The sequence below is a fragment of the Saccharothrix sp. ALI-22-I genome (genome assembly GCF_001984175.1).
Lineage (GTDB): Bacteria > Actinomycetota > Actinomycetes > Mycobacteriales > Pseudonocardiaceae > Actinosynnema.
On the sequence record NZ_MTQP01000064.1, the window covers coordinates 143,289 to 161,177 of the forward strand.

Annotated in this window: 19 protein-coding genes; 9 read left to right on the plus strand and 10 right to left on the minus strand. The window is 70.8% G+C overall.

What is annotated here, in order from left to right:
• Positions 1 to 56: 56 nt before the first annotated feature.
• Together ALI22I_RS25670 and ALI22I_RS25675 are read right to left on the minus strand one after the other, a co-directional pair.
• Positions 57 to 1,529, minus strand: coding sequence for a leucyl aminopeptidase (locus ALI22I_RS25670; RefSeq protein ID WP_077008098.1), 1,473 nt, complete (start codon positions 1,527 to 1,529; stop codon positions 57 to 59).
• A gap of 206 nt (positions 1,530 to 1,735) precedes the next feature.
• A complete protein-coding gene (locus ALI22I_RS25675; RefSeq protein WP_012783412.1) occupies positions 1,736 to 1,903 on the minus strand; it encodes a DUF3117 domain-containing protein in 168 nt (55 codons plus the stop codon).
• A 261-nt stretch (positions 1,904 to 2,164) separates the two neighbouring features.
• On the opposite strand from ALI22I_RS25675, the gene ALI22I_RS25680 reads away from it, so the two are divergent.
• Together ALI22I_RS25680 and ALI22I_RS25685 are read left to right on the plus strand one after the other, a co-directional pair.
• Positions 2,165 to 2,944, plus strand: coding sequence for a PaaX family transcriptional regulator (locus ALI22I_RS25680; protein WP_077008305.1), 780 nt, complete (start codon positions 2,165 to 2,167; stop codon positions 2,942 to 2,944).
• Between the two features lie 14 nt (positions 2,945 to 2,958).
• Positions 2,959 to 3,738, plus strand: coding sequence for an enoyl-CoA hydratase-related protein (locus ALI22I_RS25685; RefSeq protein WP_077008099.1), 780 nt, complete (start codon positions 2,959 to 2,961; stop codon positions 3,736 to 3,738).
• A 51-nt stretch (positions 3,739 to 3,789) separates the two neighbouring features.
• Here the strand turns inward: ALI22I_RS25685 and ALI22I_RS25690 are convergent, their stop codons facing one another.
• The 4 genes from ALI22I_RS25690 to ALI22I_RS25705 all read right to left on the minus strand — a co-directional run bounded on the left by ALI22I_RS25690 (position 3,790) and on the right by ALI22I_RS25705 (position 6,108).
• Complete coding sequence (locus tag ALI22I_RS25690; protein WP_077008306.1) at positions 3,790 to 4,335, minus strand: DNA-3-methyladenine glycosylase I; 546 nt, start codon at positions 4,333 to 4,335, stop codon at positions 3,790 to 3,792.
• Between the two features lie 364 nt (positions 4,336 to 4,699).
• Complete coding sequence (locus ALI22I_RS25695; RefSeq protein ID WP_083752005.1) at positions 4,700 to 5,083, minus strand: DivIVA domain-containing protein; 384 nt, start codon at positions 5,081 to 5,083, stop codon at positions 4,700 to 4,702.
• A gap of 27 nt (positions 5,084 to 5,110) precedes the next feature.
• Positions 5,111 to 5,788 (minus strand): permease prefix domain 1-containing protein, encoded by a 678-nt coding sequence (locus ALI22I_RS25700; protein WP_083752006.1) that lies wholly within the window; start codon positions 5,786 to 5,788, stop codon positions 5,111 to 5,113.
• Positions 5,770 to 6,108 carry a PadR family transcriptional regulator gene (locus ALI22I_RS25705; protein ID WP_077008101.1) on the minus strand — a complete coding sequence of 113 codons (339 nt, stop codon included), beginning with the start codon at positions 6,106 to 6,108 and terminating at the stop codon, positions 5,770 to 5,772. The genes ALI22I_RS25700 and ALI22I_RS25705 overlap by 19 nt, the downstream gene beginning before the upstream one ends.
• An 88-nt stretch (positions 6,109 to 6,196) precedes the next feature.
• Here ALI22I_RS25705 and ALI22I_RS25710 point away from each other — a divergent pair, with 88 nt between their 5' ends.
• From ALI22I_RS25710 to ALI22I_RS25725, 4 genes are read left to right on the plus strand one after another with little or no spacing between them, the layout of a single operon-like run.
• Positions 6,197 to 7,363 carry a cytochrome ubiquinol oxidase subunit I gene (locus tag ALI22I_RS25710; RefSeq protein ID WP_077008102.1) on the plus strand — a complete coding sequence of 389 codons (1,167 nt, stop codon included), beginning with the start codon at positions 6,197 to 6,199 and terminating at the stop codon, positions 7,361 to 7,363.
• A 14-nt stretch (positions 7,364 to 7,377) separates the two neighbouring features.
• Entirely contained in the window at positions 7,378 to 8,223 is an 846-nt protein-coding gene (locus ALI22I_RS25715) for a cytochrome d ubiquinol oxidase subunit II (protein WP_077008103.1), read from the plus strand.
• On the plus strand, positions 8,210 to 9,832 hold the full coding sequence (cydD, locus tag ALI22I_RS25720) for a thiol reductant ABC exporter subunit CydD (protein WP_077008104.1): 1,623 nt from the start codon (positions 8,210 to 8,212) through the stop codon (positions 9,830 to 9,832). Before ALI22I_RS25715 ends, cydD begins: the two co-directional genes overlap by 14 nt.
• Positions 9,829 to 11,274 (plus strand): amino acid ABC transporter ATP-binding/permease protein, encoded by a 1,446-nt coding sequence (locus ALI22I_RS25725; protein ID WP_077008105.1) that lies wholly within the window; start codon positions 9,829 to 9,831, stop codon positions 11,272 to 11,274. The genes cydD and ALI22I_RS25725 overlap by 4 nt, the downstream gene beginning before the upstream one ends.
• Positions 11,275 to 11,312: 38 nt before the next feature.
• Here the strand turns inward: ALI22I_RS25725 and folP are convergent, their stop codons facing one another.
• Positions 11,313 to 12,173, minus strand: coding sequence for a dihydropteroate synthase (folP, locus tag ALI22I_RS25730; protein WP_077008106.1), 861 nt, complete (start codon positions 12,171 to 12,173; stop codon positions 11,313 to 11,315).
• A gap of 127 nt (positions 12,174 to 12,300) precedes the next feature.
• Between folP and ALI22I_RS25735 the strand changes: the two genes are divergently transcribed.
• From ALI22I_RS25735 to ALI22I_RS25745, 3 genes are all read left to right on the plus strand, one after another.
• Positions 12,301 to 13,791 carry a CocE/NonD family hydrolase gene (locus ALI22I_RS25735; protein WP_238598569.1) on the plus strand — a complete coding sequence of 497 codons (1,491 nt, stop codon included), beginning with the start codon at positions 12,301 to 12,303 and terminating at the stop codon, positions 13,789 to 13,791.
• A 230-nt stretch (positions 13,792 to 14,021) separates the two neighbouring features.
• The gene (locus ALI22I_RS25740) at positions 14,022 to 14,393 is read left to right on the plus strand and encodes a DUF3224 domain-containing protein (protein ID WP_077008107.1); all 372 of its coding nucleotides are present in this window, start codon (positions 14,022 to 14,024) and stop codon (positions 14,391 to 14,393) included.
• Positions 14,386 to 15,429 carry a DNA glycosylase AlkZ-like family protein gene (locus ALI22I_RS25745; protein ID WP_077008108.1) on the plus strand — a complete coding sequence of 348 codons (1,044 nt, stop codon included), beginning with the start codon at positions 14,386 to 14,388 and terminating at the stop codon, positions 15,427 to 15,429. The genes ALI22I_RS25740 and ALI22I_RS25745 overlap by 8 nt, the downstream gene beginning before the upstream one ends.
• A gap of 56 nt (positions 15,430 to 15,485) precedes the next feature.
• Here ALI22I_RS25745 and ALI22I_RS25750 read toward each other — a convergent pair whose 3' ends face one another.
• From ALI22I_RS25750 to dapE, 3 genes are read right to left on the minus strand one after another with little or no spacing between them, the layout of a single operon-like run.
• The gene (locus ALI22I_RS25750; protein WP_238598570.1) at positions 15,486 to 16,013 is read right to left on the minus strand and encodes a TIGR00730 family Rossman fold protein; all 528 of its coding nucleotides are present in this window, start codon (positions 16,011 to 16,013) and stop codon (positions 15,486 to 15,488) included.
• Between the two features lie 5 nt (positions 16,014 to 16,018).
• Positions 16,019 to 16,783 (minus strand): TIGR00730 family Rossman fold protein, encoded by a 765-nt coding sequence (locus ALI22I_RS25755; protein WP_077008110.1) that lies wholly within the window; start codon positions 16,781 to 16,783, stop codon positions 16,019 to 16,021.
• 28 nt (positions 16,784 to 16,811) lie between these two features.
• On the minus strand, positions 16,812 to 17,873 hold the full coding sequence (gene dapE, locus ALI22I_RS25760; RefSeq protein ID WP_077008111.1) for a succinyl-diaminopimelate desuccinylase: 1,062 nt from the start codon (positions 17,871 to 17,873) through the stop codon (positions 16,812 to 16,814).
• Positions 17,874 to 17,889 lie beyond the last annotated feature (16 nt).

The following is a 17,889-nucleotide window of genomic DNA, read 5'->3' on the forward strand; positions in this document are numbered from 1 at the left end:
TTCCTCGATTCAACCGAGGGGCGGTAACGGTGTTTCCGTACAATTCGGGGCGATGATCACCCGATCGTGTTGGTCGGGGTTTCGGTGTAGGTCTCGACTAGCTCGATCAGGGTTCGGGCGGCGAAGCCGGTTGCGCCTGCCACTACCTCGTCGTACACCTTGTCCGCCCTCGCGGGGCCGGCGATGTCCAGGTGGGCCCACGGCACGTTGCCTACGAACTCGCGCAGGAACAGGGCCGCGGTGATGCCACCCGGTCCCGGCGGGCATTGGCGGACGTCGGCGATGTGGCTTTGGACGTCCTCCGCCAGGTCCTCCAGCAGGGGCATGCGCCACCAGGATTCGCCTGCCGCGGTGCCGGCCTCCGCAACGCGGGCGGCCAGGGTGTCGTCGGTGGCGAAGAAGCCGCCGGTGCGGACGCCGAGGCTTACCTTCATCGCGCCTGTGAGAGTCGCCACGTCCACCAGCACGTCCGGCTTCAGGTTGTGGACGGCGTAGGCCAGGGCGTCTGCCAGGACCAGCCTGCCCTCGGCGTCGGTGTTCGTCACCTCGGTGGTGATCCCGCCGTATTGGGTGATCACATCACCCGGTCGGTACGCGGAGCCGGACACGTGGTTCTCGGCCGCCGGGACCAGGCCGGTCACGCGCACGGGCAGGCTCTGCTTGGCGATGCCGATCATCGCCGCCACCACCGCCGCACCGCCGGACATGTCCGTCCGCATCAGGTGCATGCCGTCGGCCGGCTTGATGGAGATACCACCGGTGTCGAACGTGATGCCCTTGCCCACCAGCACCAGGTGCGGCTGGCCGGCCTCGGTCCCCGGCCACGTCAGCTCGATGAACCTCGGCGGACGGGACGAACCACCACCCACCGCCAGCACACCGCCGAAGCCCTGCTCGGCCAGCCACTGCTCGTCACGGATGTCGACTTGGAGACCCGGCACCGCCCGTGCCGCGCGAGCCGCCGCGGCGGCCAACCAGGACGGATCTTTGACGTTTGACGGTGTGTTCGCCAGATCCCGGCTCAACGACGTCGCCGCCGCCAACGTGTTCGCCTTCCGCACGACGTCCGCGAACCCGGACGCGAGCCCCGCAGCGGTCGCTACCAGGCGCAATGACCTCACCCGTTTCGGCGGCTCCTCCCCGGTCACCTTGAACCGGTACCCGCCCACCGCCGCACCCAGCGTGAACGCCGCCACCGCCGATGCCGTCACGTCATCCGGCAGCAGCACGTCGAACGTCGTCCCGCCCGCCTTCTCCGCATCCGCGTGCAGCGCCCGCACCAGCGACGCCCCCGCCCTGCGCCAGTCGCCCGGCCCACCGTCACCCACACCGACGACCCACGTCCGCCCCTGCTTGGACGTCGCGCCGGCCTTCCCGCTCACCTCAGCGACGTCCAGGTCCGCCTCCGACGCACCCGGCCCGAACCGCACCGGGTCACCGGGGAACGCGACGAGCACCGCGGGCACACCTCGCCGGAGGGTGTCGGCCACCTCGACGGTGACCAGCGGGGTGGGCAGGGGTGCTCGCACGGGGACCTCCCGGTGAGGCCGACGGAAGTCGGCGAGGGCGATAGGGGGCGACAGACGTCAGGTCAGCCGACCAGGGTTACAACGTCGCACGTCGCAGGCTCGCCACGACGCCTACAGGGCACGGCGTCACCAGGCTCGTCACGACGTAGCGATGCCCCGGTTCCACAGTGGAAACCGGGGCCTCGACGCTTTCTAGCTCCGGCTGGTCAGCCGGCGGCTGCCTTGAGGGCGTCGCCCAGGGCGTTGGCCTCATCCGCCGACATCTCGACGACGAGGCGCCCACCACCCTCGAGCGGAACGCGCATCACGATGCCACGCCCCTCCTTGGTCACCTCGAGGGGACCGTCGCCGGTCCGGGGCTTCATGGCCGCCATCGCGTGCTCCCTCCGTCAACATCTTCCCCGTCCGACCAGGGCCGGATACTCCGGCCATTCTCCCCTATGCGGACTCGGCAGCGAAACCGAACCGATCTTTCCGACCCGCCGGTGGCCGGTTGACGATCTTCACCGAGCCGTCGATCAGCGCCAGGATCACCGTGCGCCAACGACTTCAGTGCCCCCGCCGGCCGTCACCTGGTCGTGACCATCGACGGCGCTGTGGCGTGTCGCGGGGTGGCCCTGACAGACTCGGTTCTCGTGCGAGCCCGTTCCGCGCTCTTCGACGTCTACGGCGGCCACCTCCGCGAGCGGGGTGGTGCGGCGACGATCGCCGCGCTCGTCCGGTTGCTGGAGCCGCTTGACTTCGCCGCGCCCGCTGTGCGCACGGCGGTGTCGCGCACGGTGCGGCAGGGTTGGCTGGAACCCGTCCGCCTGCCGGGCGGTCCCGGCTACGCGATGACGCCCCGCGCGGAACGGCGGCTGGACGAGGCGGCGGCCCGCATCTACCGCACCCGGCCGTCCACCTGGGACGGTCGGTGGCACGTGGTGGTGCTGGAGGAGCTGCCCGCGCGTGAGGCGCGGGAGCGGCTGGCCTCCTCGCTGCAACTGCTCGGTTACGGCCCGCTCGGCCCGGTGACGTGGATCGCACCGCGCCCGTCCCCGGAGCTGGCGGACGTGCTGGCGGGCGAGGGTGTGCGGGCGAGCACGTTCCACGGCGAGCACGAGGGCGACCCGGCCGAGTTGGCCGCCCGCGCGTGGGACCTGGCCACGCTGGGCCGGGACTACGCGCGGTTCGTCGCCGAGTGGGAGCCGGTGGTGTCCGCTGTGGACGGTACGTCGCCGGCCCAGGCGTTCGCCGCCTCGCAGCGGTTCCTGCACGCGTGGCGCAAGTTCCTGTTCCGCGATCCCGGCCTGCCGCGCGAACTGCTGCCCGCCGACTGGCCGGGCACGGACGCGGCCGAGTTCTTCGACCGGCACACCAACCGCCTCGCGCCCGCGGTGGCCAAGTTCGTCGACGACAGCCTCGCCCATCACTGACCGGAGGTCTTCCCGTGTCCGAACTCCTCATCGACGACGCTGACGGCGTTCGCACCTTCACGCTCAACCGGCCCGAGTCGTTCAACTCGTTCACGGTGGCGTTGAAGGAGCGGTTCCTGGAGGCCGTGGTCAAGGCCGCCGAGGACGACGACGTGCGGGCGGTGGTCATCACCGGCGCGGGGAAGGCGTTCTGCGCGGGTCAGGACCTCAAGGAGCACATCTCGCTGCTGGAGGCGGGCGACCCGGCGCCGTTGAACACGGTGGAGCAGCACTACAACCCGCTGATCAAGACGATCGTGGGCATGCCGAAGCCGGTCATCGCGGCGGTGAACGGCATGGCGGCGGGCGCGGGCGCGTCGCTGGCGTTCGCCAGTGACCTGCGGATCGCCGGGGCGGGCGCGAAGTTCCTGATGGCGTTCGCGAACGTGGGCCTGACCGCGGACTCCGGCGCGTCGTGGACGTTGCCGCGGCTGATCGGGCACGGCCGGGCGATGGAGATGATGCTGCTCGCGCAGCCGGTGGACGCGGAGGAGGCGTTGCGGATCGGCATGGTGGGCCAGGTGGTGCCGGACGGCGAGGTGCTGTCCACGGCGCAGGCGCTGGCCCGCAAGCTGGCCGCCGGGCCGACCACGGCCTACGCCAAGATCAAGGAGGCGATGGCGTTCTCCGGTGAGCTGGCGGCGGCGCTGGACGTGGAGGCGCGCACGCAGGCGGAGGCGGGCGCCACGGCGGACCACCGGGAGGCGGTGGCCGCGTTCGTGGCCAAGCGCAAGCCGAACTTCACCGGCCGCTGAACCGGCTGCCCGACCGGCGCTGAACCGGCCGCTGGACCGCCCGCCGACCGCTCAGCCGGCCCGGAAGCAGGCCGCGATGTGGTCGTCGACCATGCCGGTGGCCTGCATCAGCGCGTAGCAGGTGGTGGGGCCGAGGAACACGAAGCCGCGGCGCTTCAGCTCCTTGGCCAACGCCTTCGACTCGGGCGTGACGGCGGGCACGTCGGCGATCGTGGCCGGCCGTTGGTGGTGTTCGGGCGCGAACGACCACAGCAGGTCGTCCAGCGGCACGTCGAGTTCGGCGATCGCGCGGGCGTTGTTGATCGTGGCGTTGATCTTGGCCCGGTTGCGGACGATGCCCGCGTCGGCCATCAGCCGGTCGAAGTCGGCCGGCCCGAACTCGGCCACGAGCTTGGGCTCGAAGCCCGCGAACGCGGTCCGGAAGTTCTCCCGTTTGCGCAGGATGGTGATCCAGGACAGACCGGACTGGAACGATTCGAGCGCCATCCGCTCGAACATCGCCACCTCACCGTGCAGCTCGACACCCCACTCGGTGTCGTGGTACTCGATGTAGTCCGGCGTGCTGTTGCCCCACGGGCAGCGGACGAGGTCGGTCATGCGGTGCACTCCCAGGCGGCACGGTATGGCGCTGCTTCGCGAGGGTCCCCGCCAGGGGGACCCCCGGTTTTGATCCTGCCGGCTGGGACCGACAATTCCGGGTCGTCGAGCCACACCTGTGGACAACTGCCGGGCTGTGGATAAGTGCCCGGCCGCGTGCCGGAGTGCGCGCGTGGTGCAGGAGCCGCGGACGGTCGTGCCGAGCGTCCACTCGCCATGCCGGTCCGCGTTGTGCCGGTCGACGCCGCCCCACCCCATGCCGTGCCGGTCCGTGCCGGTCCATGCCGTGCAGTTCCACGCCGTCCCAGGCAGTGCCGTGCAGGTCTGCGCCGTCCCCGCCCGTGCGTCAGTCCGGACCTGCAGGTCAGGCTGGGTCACGCTCGGGCTCCCGGTCGTGTTCCGGTTCCCGGTCGTGTTCCGGCTCCGGCTCCCGCTCCGATTCCCGCTGCCGCTCGACGTCCAGTTCGGCTTCGAGTTCGGCGACCCGGGCGCGCAGTTGCTCGACCTCGGTGGCCAGGCGGTCGAGCGCCCAGTCCACCTCGGTCATCTTGTAGCCGCGCAGGACCTGCTGGAACTTCAGGTCGCGCACGTCGTCGGGGGTCACGTCATCGGCCGGCAGGCGGGTCGGCGACGCGCCCGGCGGCAGGGGGGCCAGTTCCTCGCCACGCCCGAACACCAGCGCGGCCAGCAGGAACACCACGGCCGCCACGAGCGCCATGACGACGATGTAGATGAGCGCTGAGGTCACAACACGATCGTGACACACACCCGCCGGTCAGACCGACGAGAACGCCACACACCGGCGCGCCAGAACGGCGAGCCGAAGCTCGATCACGAACGAGACGAGCGTCGCGGCGCCCACCGGTGGCGACATGACCAGCCTCGTCACGTCCAGGTAGGCGGTGGCGGCCAGGATCGCCACGTTGCCGAGCACGGTCACGGCGACCGCGCCGACGGCGACCGCGCCCGCGAGCCTGGACAGGGTCACGGTGCTCAGCGTCGTCCGGGCGAGTCGCCGTCCGACCAGCAGCGCCACGATCGCCACGCCGGCCACGATCCACGCCGTGGTGTCGTTGAAGCGGGCGATCGCGAGGTACCAGTCGGGCGGCGGTGCGTCGAAGTCGTTCCAGGCGCCGATCCAGAACCTGCGGTTCAGCTCCCACATGACGAAAGTCAGCGGGATGACCAGCATCACCGCTCGCAACGTGCGCGCGCCGTGTGCCAGGCCGAGCAGGCCCTGGTACTCGCGGGCGATGGTGGTGACCGGTCCGAACTCGGCGACGGCACGGCGTTGGGCGGCCTCCTCGGTGAGTCCGCCGTCCCGGTGCGCGGCGGCGGCGTCGTGGAGGCTGTCCCGCGCTTCGGCGAGCAGGTCGTCCTTGACGTGCTCCGGGCCGCGCAGCCGCCGGTCCAACGCGGTCACGTAGTCGTCGATCAGGCCTGCGCCGGCCACGGGCCACCTCCCAGCACGCCCTCGATCGCGGTGGTGAACTCGCGCCACGCGGTGCGCTCGGCGGCCAGGGCCCGTTGACCAGCCTTGGTGAGCCGGTAGGTGCGGCGCTGACGGCCGCCGACGGTGCTCCACTCGCTGGCCACGAGTCCGGCCGTCTCCAGTCGGCGCAGGGCCGGGTAGACGGTGCCGGTGGGCAGGTCCAGCGCGCCGCCGCTGCGCTTCTGCAACGCCTCGATGATGGCGTAGCCGTGCAGCTGGCCGCCGTCGAGCGTGGCCAGCAGGAGCGCGTCGAGATGACCTCGCAACGCGTCGGACTTCATGGGTAGTGAGTCTACGGGTCAGGACAGGGGTAGGAATCCGGGACATCCCCGATGTTGCATTGCCTGCCTACATATAACGTCCCTACTCATGGATGCTCTCGGACTGGCCCGGCTCCAGTTCGCCACCACCACGTCGTTCCACTTCCTGTTCGTGCTGCTGACGCTCGGACTGGTGACCGTGGTCGCGGTGACGCAGACCCGGGCCACGCTGTCCGCCAACCCCGTGCACGCGCGGATGACGCGCTTCTGGGGTCGGCTCTACGTGGTCAACTACGCGCTCGGCATCGCGACCGGCATCGTCATGGAGTTCCAGTTCGGGCTGAACTGGTCGGGCCTGTCGACGTTCGCGGGCGACGTGTTCGGCGCGCCGCTGGCGCTGGAGACGCTGGTGGCGTTCTTCCTGGAGTCCACGTTCCTCGGCCTGTGGATCTTCGGCTGGGACCGGCTCGACAAGTGGGTGCACCTGGCGCTCATCTGGCTGGTCACGCTGACCGCTTACGCCTCGGCGTTCTGGATCATGATGGCGAACGCGTTCCTCCAGCACCCCGTCGGGCACGAGCTGCGGGACGGCGTGCTGCGGATGGTCGACTTCTCCGCCCTGCTCGCCAACCCGACGTTCGGCATCGCGTTCCTGCACGTGTGCTTCGCCGCGCTGACCGTCGGCGGCGTGTTCCTGACCGGGGTCAGCGCCTACCACTTCATCCGGCGCACCACCGAGGTCGAGTTCTTCCGCCGGTCGCTGCGGCTGGGCGTGGTGCTCACCGCCGTGGCCACGCCGTTGCTGGTCGGGGTCGGGTTCGCGCAGTTCCCGATCGTGCAGGAGTACCAGCCGGAGAAGTTGGACACGGTCGGCGCGCTCGACGGGAGCGGGCTCGGGTTCATGATCCAGATCGGGTTCGTGCTGCTGCTGGTGAGCTGGGCGACGGTGCCGCTGCTGTTCCGCGACTGGGTGGTGAAGCTGCGGTTCCCGCTCTACCTGATGGTGGTCGGCATCCCGCTGCCGTTCGTCGCGGCGATCGGCGGGTGGCTGTTCCGCGAGATCGGGCGGCAGCCGTGGCTGGTGCAAGGGCTGCTGACCACGTCCGACGCGGTCTCGCACGTGAGCCGGGACCAGATGCTCGTGTCGTTCATCGCGTTCACGGCGGTGTTCGCGGTGCTGGCGATCGCCGACTGGGTGCTGATCGCCCGGCTGGCGCGGCGCGGACCGGTGTCGTCCGACGAGTCGCCCGTGTCGCCGCTCGTTCCGGCTCTGTGAGGGGTGGTTGTGTCGTGGAAGGTGTGTGGGTCGGCCTGCTGGCGTTCCTGACCTGCGGGTACTTCGCGTTGGCCGGGTTCGACTACGGGGTGGGGGTGCTGCTGCGGGTCGTCGGGCGGGACGAGCGGTCGCGGCGAGTGGTGCTGCGGGCGGTGACGCCGTTCTTCCTCGGCAACGAGGTGTGGCTGGTCGCGGCGGTGGGCGTGCTGTTCGGTGCGTTCCCCCGGCTGGAGGGCGAGCTGTTGTCGTCGCAGCACACGGTGTTCTCGGTGCTGTTGGCCGGTTTGGTGTGCTTCACGGTCGCGGTGCAGTTGCGGTCGCCCGCTTGGGATTTCCTGTTGGTGGGCGGGGCTCTGGTGGTCGCGGTGAGCTGGGGTGTGCTGCTGGGACGTGTGCTCGGTGGGCCGTCGGTGCTGTGGGGTGCGGGGTTGTTGGTGTTGTTCTCGTTGCACGGTGCGGTTTTTCTGGCTTGGCGGCTGCCGGGCGAGTTGCGACGACGGGCGGTGCGGCTGGCGGTTTTGCTTGTGCTGCCTTGTGTCGCGTTCGTGGTGGCGGCGGTTTTCACGGCCGGATCGGTGGCTGTGCCTGCGTTCGGGTTGGTGGCGGTGATCGCTGTCGGCCTGTTGGGCGGGGCTTGGGTGGCGTTGCGTGCTGAGCGGTATCGGGTGGCTTTTGCTTGCACTGCTTTGGTTTGCGCGCTACCGGTGGTGGCGGTGTTCGGGGCTCGGTCGGTGGTGACGGTGTCGGTGATGGCGGATCTGTCGACGTTGCGGGTGTTGACGTGGGCGGCGGTCGTGGTGGTGCCGTTGGTGTTGGCGTTCCAGTGGGCTACCTGGTGGATGTCCCGTGCGGCACGTTGATCGGCGGTACGCGGTCGTTCTCGGTGTGTTGGCGGTCGTCACGGCGGTGGTCGTGTTGGGGCAGGCCGAGGTGTTGGCTTCGGTGCTGTCCGGTGGCTGGTCGGCGTGGTGGCTGGTGGCGGTGGTTGTGGCGCGCGGGGTCGTGGTGTGGGGCGGGCGGGTCGTGACGCAGCGCTTCGCGTCGTCGACGAAGGCTTCTCTGCGCAAGCAGGTGCTGCGCGGTTCTGCCGGGCCGTCGGTGCGGGCCGGGTCGGTGGTGACATTGGTGGTGAAGGGGCTGGACGCGGTCGAGCCGTACTTCGCCGGGTACCTGCCCCAGCTCGCGGTGGCGGCCGTCGTGCCGGTCGCGGTGGTGGTGCGGCTGTCGTTCGCCGACCTGACGTCGGCAGTGGTGGTCCTGGTGACGTTGCCGCTGGTGCCGGTGTTCGCCGCGCTGGTCGGGCTGCACACCCGCGATCGGACGCGGGCGCAGTGGGCCGGGTTGGCGGTGCTGGGCGGGCATTTTCTGGACGTGGTGCGCGGGTTGGGCACGTTGAAGGTGTTCGGGCGGGCGGCGGCGCAGGCCGGGACGGTGCGGGCGATGGCGGGGGCGCACGCGGCGTCGACCATGCGGACGTTGCGGGTGGCGTTCCTGTCGGCGTTGGTGTTGGAGCTGGTGGCGACGCTGTCCGTGGCACTGGTGGCGGTGCCGGTGGGGTTGCGCCTGCTGCACGGCGGGGTGACGTTGCAGGTGGCGCTGTTGGTGTTGTTGCTGGCACCGGAGGCTTACCTGCCGTTGCGTTCGGCCGGCGCGCAGTTCCACGCGTCCGCCGAGGGATTGGCGGTGCTGGAGGCCGCGGCTGCGCACGGACCCCCGCCCAGCGCTTCGCACGGGTCGCCGCCAAGGGGAACCCTTGATTTGATCCTGCCAGAAGGGACCGACAAATCCACGCCATCGGGCACGGCCTGTGGACAACCGGCCGTCCGGCACGCCGTGACGGTGACCGGGGCTCGGGCGCCGGACCTGCGGACTGCCGAGATCGTGGTGGACCGGGTGGTGGTGCGGTATCCGGGGCGGGACGCGCTGGGTGGGATGTCGTTGCGCATCACGCCTGGTGAGCGGGTGGCGTTGGTGGGGCCGAGCGGGGTCGGGAAGAGCACGTTGCTGGCGGTGCTGATGGGGTTCGTGACGCCCGCGTCCGGGCGAGTGCTGGTCGGTGGGGTGGACTTGCGGGAGGTGGACCGCGAGTCGTGGTTGCGGCAGCTCGCGTGGGTCCCGCAGCGGCCGACGCTGTTCCCCGGCACGGTCGGGGAGAACATCGCGTTGGGGTCTGGCGGTGGCGTTCGGGACGTTCGGGCTGCGGCTGCGGCGATGGGGTTGGAGCACTTGGTCGATGCCGAGCACGCTCTGTCGTCGGGTGAGCGACAGCGGGTGGCGTTGGCGCGGGCGCTGGTGCGGGACGACGCTCGGATGCTGCTGTTGGACGAGCCGACGTCCCGGTTGGACAGCGGGACCGAGGAGGCCGTGCTGCACGCCACCCGACGGCTGACGTCCGGACGCACGGCGTTGATCGTCGCGCACCGGCCGGTGATGCTCGGCGAGGTCGACCGGGTGGTGGCGTTCGGGTGAGGCGACTGGTGCCGGCGGTGGTTGCCGGGGTTGCCGCCGAACTGGCCGGGATCGGGCTGATGACGACCGCTGTGTGGCTCATCATGCGTGCCGCCGAGCAGCCGCCGTTGTCGGCGTTGACGGTGGCGATCGTGGCGGTTCGGGCGTTGGCCGTCACACGTGGTGGTATGCGGTACGTCGAGCGGTTGGCCGGGCATTCGGCGGTGTTGCGGCACCTGGCGGAGGTTCGGGGACGGGTTTACGACGCGTTGGTGCGCCGGCCGTTGAACGGTGGTGACGCGCTCACCCGGCTCGTGTCCGATGTGGACTCCATGCAGGATGCGTTGTTGCGCTGTCTGTTGCCGGGCGCGGTGGCGGTGGTCGTTGGCGTGATCGCCTTGGTGGCTACGGGGTTTGCCTGGCCGTTGCTGGTTGGGTTGTTGGTGACCGTATGTGTCATCCCTTGGGCCGCTCATGCGCTCGCGGTACGGCACCTGCGGGCGCTGGCACCGTTGCGGTCGGCGTTGGCGGAGCAGACCGTGGTGCTTCTGGACGGCGCTGCCGAGCTGACCGCGTTCGGGGCGCTGGAGCGGGAACTGGCCGCGACCGGGCAGGTGGTCGACTCGCTGGCCGAACGGGAACGGCGGGGCGGCCTCGGTGCGGCGGCACTGGCGGCCGTGGCGGTGGGGGTGCAGTTCGGGGTCGCGTTGGCGTTCCTGCTGTCGGGCGCGCCCGCGCACGTCGTGCTGGGCTCGGTCGCCGTGCTGGAGGTGGCGTTGCCGCTGGCGTCGGCCGCCCAACGGTGGGCTGAGGTGCACGGATCGGTCCGCCGCGTGCGCGAGGTGCTATCCAGGCCGGAGGAAGCCGCGCCACCGGAAACAGAGCTGCCCGTCGGTCGTGTCGGGGTCGTGGGCGCCAGCGGGGCAGGGAAGAGCACGTTCCTGCGACAGCTGGCCGCCGCGCACCCCGGCCTCGCCAAGGGCGTGCTGGACGACGCACACGTCTTCCACGCCACCGTCGAGGCCAACGTCCGCCTCGCCCGCCCCGACGCGTCACAGCATGACCTGGACCGGGTGGCCGCGTTGGTGGACCTGGACGTCCCCTGGGACACCGTCGTCGGCGAAGACGGCGACTCACTGTCCGGTGGCCAACGCCAACGACTGCTCCTAGCACGAGCGCTGTTGGCCGACCCCGAAGTCCTGCTCCTGGACGAACCGGTCGAAGGCCTGACCATCGACCACGGTGACGCCGTTCTGCACAAAGTGCTCGACCACACCACCCGAACGGTCGTCCTGGTCACCCACCGCCTGGCACCGCTGGTCGACTTCGACCACATCCTGGTGTTCGAAGACGGCCGGATCACCCAGCAGGGCACCCACGCCGACCTGATCGACACCCCCGGCTACTACCGCGACCGCTGGAGCACCGAACGCCTGCCGGTGACCGCCAACAGTCGCCGATAGGGACCCCAACTCACGTCCACAAATGACTCGGCCGGAACTCAGGCCAACGCCCGCAACACCCGCGCCGGCGGACGGGTGCCCGTGATGCTCGCCACCATCTCCACCACCCGACGGGTCTGCCGCACCTGGTGCGCCCGGAACACCTTCGCGCCGGTCCACGCGGCCACCGACGTCGCCGCCAGCGTGCCGTCCACCCGGTCCTCCAGCCCCGTGCCCAGGGTCTCACCGATGAAATCCTTGTTGGACAACGCCATCAGCACCGGCCACCCGGTCGCCACCAGCTCGTCCAGCCGCCGCAACAGCTCCAAGCCGTGCCAGGTGTTCTTGCCGAAGTCGTGCGTCGGGTCGATCAGCACACCGGCCGCCGGCACGCCCAGCGCCACCATCCGCTCGGCCCGCTCGACCAGTTCCGCCGCCACGGACGCCACCACGTCGGTGTACCGGACCCGGTGCGGATCGGTGCGCGGCTCCAGGCCACCGGTGTGCGAGCAGACGATGCCGACACCGAACTCCGCCGCCACCTCCGCCAACGCCGGGTCCGCGCCCGCCCACGTGTCGTTGATCAGGTCCGCGCCCGCCGCGCACACCGCGCGCCCCACCTCGTGCCTCCACGTGTCGACGCTGATCACCAGGTCCGGGTACCGCTCACGCACCGCCGCGACGAACGGCACGACCCGGCGCGCCTCCTCGGCGGCGTCCACCACCTCGCCTTTGGAACCGGCCTTCACCCCGCCGATGTCGACGATGTCCGCGCCGTCGGCGACCGCCCGGTCCACCGCGGCCATGGCGGCGGTGTCCTCGAACGTCGCGCCGCGGTCGTAGAACGAGTCGCGCGTCCGGTTGACGATCGCCATCACCAGCGCACGGTCTTGGGCGACCTCTCGTGAACCGAACAGCATGACCGCATCGTGCCACGGCACAGCAATGGGTGAGCTGAGTCACAGGCCGTTGCTACTCGTGAGTATCCCTAGTGTTTACTCACCGGTAACACCCTGCGTGATTCCGGTCACGGTCAAGGAGGACCTCGTGCGCCGATCACTCCCCCTGCTGCTCGCCGCCCTCATGGCGCTCGTCCTGGCGCCACCCGCCCAGGCCGCGCCCGGTTTCGCGGTGGCCTACGAGACCATCCCGGGCCAGGGCGGCACCCCGCTCAAGGCCTTCGTCGTCACGCCCACCGGACGCGGCAGCGGACCGTTCCCGCTGCTCGTGCTGCCGTCGAGTTGGGGGGTGGGCAACATCGAGTACGTCGGCGCGGCGGCCAAGCTCGCCTACGAGTCCGGCTACTCGGTGATCAGCTACACCTCCCGCGGGTTCTACGACTCGGCCGGCGAGATCGACGTGGCCGGGCCGGACACCGTGGCCGATGTCAGCCGGGTGATCGACTGGGGCCTCGCCCGGGCGAACGGCGACCCCGGGCGCATCGGCGTCGGCGGCATCTCCTACGGCGCCGGCCAGTCCCTGCTCGCCGCCGCGGCCGACCCGCGGATCAAGGCCGTCACGGCGCTGAGCACGTGGACCGACCTGGCCCGCTCGCTCTACCCGAACGAGACCGTCAGCGCGCAGGCCGTCGAACTCCTGCTGACCGCCGGGAAGCTGACCGGCCGCCCCGGTCCGGTGCTGCGCGAGGCGGAGACCGCCTACCGGGAGGACCGGTTCACCGACGTCCTGCCCATCTCGCCGCCGCGCTCCCCCGCGTCCAAGGTGTCGTCCATCAAGGCCGCGGTGATGATCGGCAACGCGTGGAACGACGGGCTGTTCCCGCCCGGCCAGATCACCGACTTCTTCGGCGCGCTGGGCAGCCCCAAGCGGCTCATGCTGTCCCCCGGCGACCACGCCACCGCCGAACTGTTCGGCGCGGCCGGGCTGCCCAACGAGATCTGGACGTCCGTCGGCCGTTGGTTCGACCACCACCTCAAGGGCGTGGACAACGGCATCGACCGCGAGCACCCCGTGCAGGTCAAGCCGAACAACGGCGGCGGCTGGCGTTCGTTCCCGTCATGGGCGGCGGCCACCACGAGGACCGACACGGTGCCGTTGACGGCGGACCGGATCGGCGCGGGCCGGGCGACCATCGCGGAAAGCGGCACGGTCCTGGTGTCGGGCGCGTTGCAGGGCTTCCTGAGCATCCCCGTGGGCGTGGCGACGCCGCTGATCGACCGGGGCTCGGCGGCGGTGTGGCACGGGCCGGTGCAGTGGACCGCCACCACCGTCAGCGGCACGCCACGCGCGCACCTGACGGTGACCCCGAGCGCCGCCAAGACCACGCTCTACGCCTACCTGTACGAGGTGAACCCGCTGGGCCTGGGCGCGCTGGTCACGCACAAGCCCGTGACTCTCACCGGCACCGGCACGCGGGCCGTCGACCTGGACCTGGAACCGGTGGTGTGGAACGTGTCGCCGGGCAACCGGCTGGTGCTGGTCGTGGACACTGTGGACGGCCGCTACAAGGGTTCCAGCGCGCTCGGCTCGTCCGTGACGTTCGGCGCGGATTCATGGCTGACGGTGCCACGGGGTTGACAGCGCAGGCTGCGCCGGGGCCGACCGGGCTCGACGGTCATGCTTCGCAGGGGTCCTCGCCAAGGGGACCCCTGCTTTGATCTTGCCAGAAGGGTCCGACAATTGCGGGTGCTCGGACGCGGCCTGTGGACAAGTGCCGAGCGTGGCCCGTGCTCGACGCGAACCTGACCCGCGGACCTGACCCGCGAACCTGACAGCGGTTGACAGGATTTCCTGCCAGGATCCCCGCCATGGAATCGAAGTCGACGTTCAAGATCACCAAATGGGACCAGACCGCCTACGACGAGGCGGAGCCGCAGCTGGGCCGGGTGCTCGTGGACAAGGCGTACAACGGGGTCATGGAGGGCACGAGCACCGCCGAGCTGACCACGTGCCAGCCATCCGAAAGCTCGGGCGGCTACGTGGGCACCGAGCGGTTCGTCGGCACGCTGGACGGCCGGGCCGGGACGTTCGTGCTCCAGCACGGCGCGGTCATGTCGGCGGAGGGCGCGCGGTTCTGGGGCCACATCGTGCCCGGATCGGGCACCGGCGAGCTGGCCGGGATCTCCGGCACGGCCCGGCTGGAGCACGAGCTGATCACCCTGGACCACGACCTTGGCTGACCGGGAACGGGTGATCGCCTACCGGGTCGCCGCGCACCAGTTCGACCGGACCACCACCGAGGCGTCCGCCCTGCGCGTGTTCGACCTCGGGTTGCAGGACTCCGAGCGGTCGGCCGTGCCCGCGTTGGCGGCCCGGCTGGACCGGGTGCCCGACCTGGACGCCTTCACCCTCACGTGGAGCGTGCGGGGCGCGCCGCACTGGCACCGCGCCGACGAGGTGCCGGCGTTGGCGGCCCGGCTGTGGCCGTTGAGCGACGCCGACGCGGTGGCCCGGATGAACCGGCCGCCGATCGACAACGGCCTGGAGGTGCTGCACGACGTCGCGACCGCACTGCGGGAGGTGGTGACGGAGCCGATGACGAAGGGCGAGGCGTCGTCCCGGCTCACCCCCCGCGTCCAGCCCGCCGTCACCGGCTGGTGCCGGGGCTGCGACGCCACGCACGTGTTCGACCCGATCTTCCGGCTCGCCGTGCTCCCCGCCGGGCTGCGATTCGACCCGGCGGAGAAGACCGTGACGTTCGTGCCGCTGGAGAACCGGCACGACGTGCCCGACGCCTCCCACGGCTTCGGCGCCCTCATCGCCGACTACCTGCGGCTGCACGGCCCGGCCGGACCGTCCGAGGTGGCGCACTACTTCGGCGCGCCGGTGCGCGAGGTGAAGGACGTGTGGCCCGACGACCTGGTCGCCCTCTCCAAGCGCGAGTGGCTGCCCGCCGACCGGATCGAGGCGTTCGAGAACCCACCGGAACCCGAGGTGGTGCGGCTGCTCCCGCCGCTCGACCCGTACCTCAACGCCCGCGACCGCGACCTGCTGGTACCGGACAAGGCGCACCAGAAGGAGGTGTGGCGCATCCTCGGCCGGCGCGGCGCGCTGCTCGTGGACGGCGAGATCATGGGCACCTGGCAGGCCAAGACGACCGGCTCCCGGCTGGACGTGAAGGTGTCGCCGTTCGTACCGCTGGACGTCGACATGTTCACCGAGGAAGCCACCCACCTGGCCACCGCCCGCGGCCTCGACGAGGCCAAGTTGCACTGATTGGTCAACCGCAACCCCCGACGCGACCTCGCCCGCCGTCTGCGGAGCAGCGGCAATCAAACACCACAGGCGTCGAGGGCTGCGTCAACGTCGTCGGTGACGACCAGCGAGTCCAGCGCGAACCGGGACACGAACCCGCGTCCGTGCAGCTCGGCCAGCCACTCCAGCAGACCGCGGTAGTGGCCGTCCACGTCGAGCAGCACCACCGGCTTCGCGTGCATGGCCAACACCCGCGACGTCCACACCTCGAACAGCTCCTCGCAGGTGCCGATGCCGCCGGGCAACGCCAGGAACGCGTCGCCGTGCGCCTCCATCAACGCCTTGCGGTCGCGCATGTTGTCGACCACCAGCAGGTCGTCGGCGTCGGTGTCGGCCAGTTCGCGGTCCACCAGGCCGCGCGGGATCACGCCGGTGGTGCGGGCGCCGCCCTCACGGGCCGCCCGTGCCACCGCGCCCATCATCGACGTGCGGCCACCGCCCCACGCCAGCGACCAGCCCCGGTCCGCGATCCGCTTGCCGACCTCGGCCGCCAACTCCAGGTAGCTGTCGGGGACCGTCCGCAACGATCCGCAGTACACCGTCACCGTGGTCAATGTGCGTCCGCCCAGGCCTTGTGCGCGTCGTTCACCACGCGCACCGCGTCGTCGATGTCGTCGGTCAGGTACAGCAGGTCCAGGTCCTTCTCACCGACCTTGCCGCTGGCCAGCACCGAGTCGCGCACCCAGTCGTACAGGCCCTGCCAGTAGGCCTTGCCGAACAGCACCACCGGGAACTTCGTGACCTTCTTCGTCTGCACCAGGGTCAACGCCTCGAACAGCTCGTCCAGCGTGCCGAACCCGCCCGGCAGGCAGATGAACGCCTGCGAGTACTTGATGAACATGGTCTTGCGCACGAAGAAGTAGCGGAAGTTCACGCCCAGGTCGACCCACGGGTTCAGGCCCTGCTCGAACGGCAGCTCGATGCCCAGACCGACGGAGAACCCGCCCGCCTCCGAACAGCCCCGGTTGACCGCCTCCATCGCGCCCGGACCACCGCCGGTGATCACCGCGAACCCGGCCTCGGCCAGCGCGCCGCCCAGCTTGCGGCCGGTCTCGTACTCGGGGTGGTCACGGCCGGTGCGGGCGGAACCGAACACGGTCACCGCGCTGGGCAGCTCGGCCAACGCGCCGAAACCCTCCACGAACTCCGCCTGGATGCGCAGCACCCGCCACGGGTCGGTGTGCACCCAGTCGCTCGGGCCGCGCGAGTCCAGCAACCGCTGGTCCGTGGTGGTCAGCTCGTCGCGGCGCCCACGACGCAGGACGACCGGTCCGCGCTGCTTCTCCCTGGGGTGCTCGTCCACGCTGTCCGTCATTAGCTGGAGTCTAGTGGCGGGTGACCGGTCAGCTCAGGAAGCGGGTCAGGACTTCAACGCAGTGCCGGATCTGGTTCACCGGGACGTTCTCCTGCTGCGTGTGCGCCAGCAGCGGGTCGCCGGGGCCGTAGTTGACCGCGGGCATGCCGAGGGCGGCGAACCGGGCCACGTCCGTCCAGCCGAGCTTGGCGACGGGGGTGCCGCCGGCGGCCTCGATCAGTTCTCGCGTGGTCGGCGCGCTGAGGCCGGGCAGGGCGCCCGGGGACATGTCGGTGACCGTGACGTCGTAGCCGTCGAACAGCTCGCGCAGGTGCTGTTCGGCCTGCGCCGGCGTGCGGTCGGGGGCGAACCGGTGGTTGACGGTGAGAACGGCCTCGTCCGGGACGACGTTGCCCGCCACCCCGCCGCTGATCTTCACCGCTTGCAGGCCCTCGCGGTACAGGCAGCCGTCGATGTCGACCTGGCGGGGCTGGTAGGCCTCCAAGCGGCGCAGGGCCTCGCCGATGGCGTGGATGGCGTTCACGCCCATCCAGCCGCGGGCGGTGTGGGCGCGGACGCCCTTGGTGCGGATGTCGATGCGCATCGTGCCCTGGCAGCCCGCCTCGATCACGCCGTTGGACGGCTCGCACACGATCGCCAGGTCGCCCTTCAGCCACTCCGGCAGGTCGCGTTCGATGCGGCCGAGGCCGTTGCGGACGGCTTCGATCTCCTCGCAGTCGTAGAACACGAAGGTCAGGTCGTGGCGCGGGTCCTGGACGGTGGCGGCGAGGTTCAGCATCACCGCGTCACCGCCCTTCATGTCGACCGTGCCGCAGCCGTGCAGGATGCCGTTCTCCAGCCGGGACGGCAGGTTGGCGTTGATCGGCACGGTGTCCAGGTGGCCGGCCAGCACGACGCGGGTCGGCCGGCCGAGGTTCGTGCGGGCCAGCACGGCGTTGCCGGACCTCGCGACTTCGAGGGTGGTCTGCTCCTTGAGCGAGCGTTCGACGAGGTCGGCGAGGCGGGCTTCGTCGCCGGAGACGCTGGGCACGTCGACCAGCGCGGCGGTCAGCTCGACGGGATCGGCGGCTAGGTGCAAGGTGTCGGCCACTTGGCGCACGTTACCG

Excerpts from the sequence above, each read along its gene's own strand:
- ALI22I_RS25675 (WP_012783412.1), bottom strand. The coding sequence starts at position 1,903 with ATGGCGGCCATGAAGCCCCGGACCGGCGACGGTCCCCTCGAGGTGACC.
- ALI22I_RS25690 (WP_077008306.1), bottom strand. The coding sequence starts at position 4,335 with ATGACCGACCTCGTCCGCTGCCCGTGGGGCAACAGCACGCCGGACTAC.
- ALI22I_RS25705 (WP_077008101.1), bottom strand. The coding sequence starts at position 6,108 with ATGAAGTCCGACGCGTTGCGAGGTCATCTCGACGCGCTCCTGCTGGCC.
- ALI22I_RS25710 (WP_077008102.1), top strand. The coding sequence starts at position 6,197 with ATGGATGCTCTCGGACTGGCCCGGCTCCAGTTCGCCACCACCACGTCG.
- folP (WP_077008106.1), bottom strand. The coding sequence starts at position 12,173 with ATGCTGTTCGGTTCACGAGAGGTCGCCCAAGACCGTGCGCTGGTGATG.
- ALI22I_RS25740 (WP_077008107.1), top strand. The coding sequence starts at position 14,022 with ATGGAATCGAAGTCGACGTTCAAGATCACCAAATGGGACCAGACCGCC.
- ALI22I_RS25755 (WP_077008110.1), bottom strand. The coding sequence starts at position 16,783 with ATGACGGACAGCGTGGACGAGCACCCCAGGGAGAAGCAGCGCGGACCG.